General features: G+C 44.6%; 2 protein-coding genes. Both read right to left on the bottom strand.

Annotated features, from left to right (window positions below; all coding sequences use genetic code 11):
* Positions 1–72 precede the first annotated feature (72 nt).
* Positions 73–4,905, bottom strand: a complete 4,833-nt coding sequence (locus CAG65_RS08145; RefSeq protein ID WP_161453298.1) for a PAS domain S-box protein — start codon at positions 4,903–4,905, stop codon at positions 73–75.
* Positions 4,902–5,353, bottom strand: a 452-nt coding sequence (locus tag CAG65_RS08140; protein WP_161453297.1) for an EAL domain-containing protein, incomplete at its 5' end; no start/stop codon positions are given. The genes CAG65_RS08145 and CAG65_RS08140, both read right to left, overlap by 4 nt.

Genomic DNA, 5,353 nt, shown 5'->3' with positions numbered 1-5,353 from the left:
TCTAATTTCTTATGCAAATAATGAAGAGCTTAGCGATTGGCTTGTTCAAATAGTAGCTGTTTGATGAAGTTTTCACTGAGCACGTTTTTCTCCCGTTGAAGGTTCAATTATTTTTTCTGCTTTGAGTTGAGTTTCAACAAGCTGCATCATGGCTTGTATCTCTACTACTTTTTTGCTGGTGTAATTAGAGTCACTGTGCTGGTTTTCTAGATTTCGGAATAACTCTCCTAGCTTTAACACCCCGCTAGACGATGCAGAGCCCTTTGCTCCGTGAGCTAAGCTCCTAATATCCTCGGGGCGATTTTTCTGAACGGCGATTTTTATTTTTTCGAAGTCATTGGTAACGCTATCCCAAAACATTGAAAGTACAGCGCGTTGCATTTCTTTATCTTCACTGCCGATGACGCTGGAGAGATGCTGGTAGTCAATGAGGTTGCTATCATGAGTGATTTCGACAGTAAGATCGTTAAATTGATCCGTTGAAGAGTGCTCGTTGATATTCTTCTTGTCTCGCAATGCCTTTCCACGTAATCGCAGTGACAGCACCTTCTTCAACGTAGAAAGCTCAACGGGTTTGGCTATATAGTCATCCATTCCAGATTCTAAGCAATGCTCGGCTTCGCCCACTAATGCATTGGCGGTAAGCGCGACAATGATGGTACGTTCTAAACCGAGCTCAGCTTCGACTCGGCGGACTTCGGATGTAAGCTCAAAGCCATCCATTTCAGGCATATGGCAGTCGGTCAGCACCAATGAATACTCTCCATCCATCCACCGTTCGAACGCTTCTTTGCCGTTTTCGGTCATTTCATATTTATAACCCAACTTTTTGAGCTGCTGAGCGAGAACTAGTTGATTGGTCGGTTGATCTTCGGCACATAGAATCACCGCACTGCTGGTCTCATCCTGATGCTCTCCATGCTCACGAGGTTCGGTATCTTGGTAGAAACTATCGGACCATTCAAAATCGGGGCTTTTGTTACCAGACAGGACCGCAAGTCCGGTCATCAGTTCACTGGGCTTTAGTGGATGAACTCCCACAACGAATTTGTTTGGACGCACATAGCCATCGGCGGATGCCGGGCTGTCATCCAATTCGAGGTAGCGAACGGTATCGTTACCGGACACATCAATGTGTTGATCAGTAATCACAATCGTTTTCGATGAAAAGCGAAAGCCATTGGTTTGGTCTGAGGCTACATGAATGCTCTGGGGGTTGAAGTGAGAGAGTATGGTCTCAATGGATTGTTGAAGGTATTGGTCGTCAATGCGCAACACAATAGAATATGGTGATAAGTCATACTGACCAAACAAGAGTCCAGAACCGGTTGAATCTATTGGTATTGCCACTGAAAACTGACTGCCTTTATTGGGTTCGCTGACCACATTGATGGTACCGTTCATTAGTTCTATGAAGGACTTGCTAATGCTCAGGCCCAAGCCAGTTCCTCCATATTTGCGCGTTGTCGAGCTGTCAGCTTGTGTAAATGGTTTGAACAGACGAGCGACCTGTTCGGAGTTCATACCCACGCCATTGTCGGCTACGGTCACCATCAAATTCTGTTCACGATAACTTATGATCAGTTTTACGTATCCTATCTCCTGCTCGCTGTTGGTAAACTTAATGGCATTGCCGAGCAGGTTTAAGATAATCTGACGGGTTCTCACAGGATCTAAGCTAAGCTTTTCGGGAAGGTTTGTTTCAAAACACAGGTAAATCCCCACCTGTTTTTGATGGGCGTTCACCCATAGGGCTTCCGCTGTTTTTTCAATTAGGTGCAGAATATGGACGTCAGTTAGATCGAGCTCCATCTGACCCGACTCGATTTTAGAAAAGTCTAATATATCATTGATGATTTCCAGTAATGAGAAGGAAGAGTCACGTATGGTGCTCACCATTTTTCTCTGATCGTTAGTCAGCTCAGTTTCTCTTAGCAAATCAACCATGCCAACCACGCCATTCATGGGTGTGCGTATTTCATGGCTCATTGTTGCCAGAAAGCGTGATTTTGCTTCGTTCGCCTGTCTGGCCGCTAGAGTTTCCTTCTCTAAAGCTGCCTGAGCATCTTTTTCGTCGGTAATGTCCAGGTTAATACCAAACACCATCTCATAGCCTGACTCCTTATCGAGTACAACGTCACCCGCAGCTTTGATCCACTTCGTCTGGTTTGTCGATTGATTGATGATTCTGAACTCTGCGTTAAATACATCTTTACTGCTCAGGCTGTGTTCAAAAGCGTGTGTGGCTTTGTCTGCATCACTTGGATGTAGCGCCTGTTTCCAGTGTTCATAATTGAGCTCTACGCCGTGTTCGATGCCATACAAGGCGTACATATTGTCGTCCCACTTCAAATGGCCGGTATGGGTATTAAGTACCCAATTACATATTCCGCCCGCATCTGAAGCGAGACGCATGCCTCTCAACAGTTCGTCTCTTGCTGCTTTGGCCGAACGTAACTCTTCTTCGATTCTTTTTCTGTTAGATATGTCCTCAATGACAGAAATGAAATATTTTGGACGCGTGTCCTCATCGAACACGACTGAGACGGACAGTGTTGCCCAGAAAGTTTCATTCGCCTTGTTGATGTAGCGCTTGTCGATGGTGAAGGTGCGTTGTTGACCTTCAAGAAGCGCAGACACCATCTCTTGGCTTCTTGTCTGATCATCTGGATGAGTGACATGGCTGAGCTTCATTTCTAGTAGTTCCTGTTCACCGTAACCAAAAATGTCACACATTTTGTCGTTAACCTCGATGAACCTGCCGTCTAAGGCAACCCGGCAAATACCTACAGCAGCCTGGCTGAATGCAGCACGATAAATGATTTCACGCTCACGAAGCTCACTTTGGAGAGCTTGTTCTCTCCGCTTTATCTCTTCCTGAATGGTGATGTCTTTCACCATGCCAACAAAAACCTGTGAATCACCGACTTTGGTTTCACCGACGGAGACTTCAATAGGAAAAACGCGTCCTGACTTGTGAAGCCCCTTAACTTTCCGAGGTGCCCCTATCAGTTTTTTATTTCCCGTAAATAAAAACGTATTAAGGTAATTGTCATGTTCTCCTGCGTACTGGTCGGGCATCAGTATTGAAACATTCTCTCCAATGAGATCATCCCGAACTCTGCCAAAGATCAGTTCGGTAGAGCGGTTTATGTCCAAAATCTTTCCTTGGGCATCAATGACTACTGTGCCATCCAGAGCGGTATCGAAGACAGTGCGAAGGCGAGTTTCCGACTCTCTGGCTTCTTGCGTTCTTCTCTCGATTTCTTGTTCGAGTTTTAGGGTATTTTCTTCTTCACGTCGCTTGATATCGGTAATGTCGGTTTGGATACCGATAAAGTGCGTCATGATGCCTTCTTCATTGAAAACTGGGTCGATTCTCAAATTGTTGTAAAAGAGCGTGCCATTTTTTCTGTAGTTACGAAGCACAACGGAGCAGGATGTTTTGTTTTGTAACGCCAGTCGTATCTTGTCTAATCCCGGTTGGTCACGATCATCATTCTGAAGAAAGCGGCAATTTTTGCCCAAAACCTCCTCACGACTGTATCCGGTGAGAAGTTCAAACGCCTTGTTAGTGAAGACAATCGGAAAGTCAGGCTTACTCACTTCGCTGACAATAATACCGGAAGTGGTGGAATCGATAGCTTTACTTTGAATATCGAGTAAAAATCGTTGTTCGTCAGTTTCTTGGCTTAGTTTTTCTCTCTCTATGACAATATCTTTGAGGTTATCAAGTTCCGACACCATCACAGCGATTTCATCCTGCCCGTAAACCTTGGGTAAGATGACATCTTTTTCACCATTGGCCAGGCTTTTGATTGCATATGAAAGTTCTCGCAAAGGACGGGCAATCTTTTTACTGAGATAGAAGGACACGATGACAATAAGAGCCAGGAGCAGCAATGAAACCAGAAATGTACTGCGGAATAACATATTGGATTCATAAAATGCTTCGTTTACCGCAATACGGATCATGACAGACCAACCTAGGCCCGGGTAATCATACGCGCCATTGGTATGAGCATAACCAGTGACTTGGTTGATCTGTTTACGAAAGTGCGTGGAGATATTTGAGCCGCTTCTGCCCGCGACCGCTAGACGAGCGCCTTCCACTCCATTTTTAGCCAAATTGAGCTCGCCAATTATAGAAAAATCACGGATGTATTTAGGCTTACTCTGTCCTACGGGATCATAATCAACGATGATCCTACCCTGATTGTCAAGGATGGTAAGTTCTGAGCTCAGAAAGCCTCGATTAGAAAGCAGCTCATAAGTTTCAGCGACGATGTTCTCCACAACAGAGAAATCAACCACATTCACCCAAAGTCCGGTATTGTTCCCATTTTTGTCTCGAATGAGTGCAGCAAAAATCATGTCAAAAGAGTTGGGGTTATCATCTATCAGAAAGCGTCGTGGGCCAACGACGTAACTGCTTTCTGGTTTGTCTGGAGAAAGCGTATTCCCATCAACGGCCTCTTGGAACCAAGTGCTATTTTTGACTTTTTCCGCTGTCGTCTGGACATTGGGTAATGTCTTACCAAATTGATTTTTCGTACTTTGTGCGAGTAAATTACCTTGCAGATCAAACACCATGATCCGTCGGTAGACTTTATAATTTCGGACCAGATCGTTTAGGCTGGACGCAAAATCTGGGCTTGAAGAGATAAACCCGAGTCTACCTTCATCGACTTCCCCCAATGCTAAGCGAAACGCTTGTACGTCATGGTAGCGTTCGAATAAATTACGCTCTATTAATCGAATCAGGAGAGTGGCCTCTCTTTCGATATTGGTTAACGTTGTGTCTTGGAGAATATCTTTACCTTTCTGAGAAACAATCGTAACAACGCCCAACATAACTAGGCTTAAGCTTAAAAAAAGCAGGGGAAGTTTGATGGAAAACTTCATTCAGTACGCTCTTTATTAGGGACAGGAGTTCGAATGAGAGAGGCTATTTCGTCTAACGGTCCCGGCTTCGAGTATAAATACCCTTGTCCGGAGTCACACCCTGCCTTGAGTAAGAAGTCTTCAACATCGTTAGTTTCGATGCCTTCCGCAACCACTTCTATTCCCATTGCTTTGGCCATTTTTATACTTTGCTCAACGATCGCCGCTGATTTGGCATTGGTTAGGCAATCAAATACGAAGCTTTTGTCTATTTTAAGCTCATTAAATGGAATAGCGTGAAGCTTGGCAATGGAGGAGTAGCCGGTGCCGAAGTCGTCGATGGAGAGCTTAAATTGCATCATTTTTAACCTGAGCATTTGAATGTCTATGGTGGTAGGGTCCGGCGCTATCGCCGTTTCGGTAAGTTCACAAATAATTTGTTGTGGTGGTATACCATGAGAATTAACTA

It is taken from the genome of Vibrio sp. V39_P1S14PM300 (assembly GCF_009904765.1).
In the GTDB taxonomy this organism is placed as follows: Bacteria; Pseudomonadota; Gammaproteobacteria; order Enterobacterales; family Vibrionaceae; genus Vibrio; species Vibrio proteolyticus.
The sequence above is the reverse complement of the archived record's forward strand: the minus strand, read 5'-3'. Positions and strand labels throughout refer to the sequence as shown.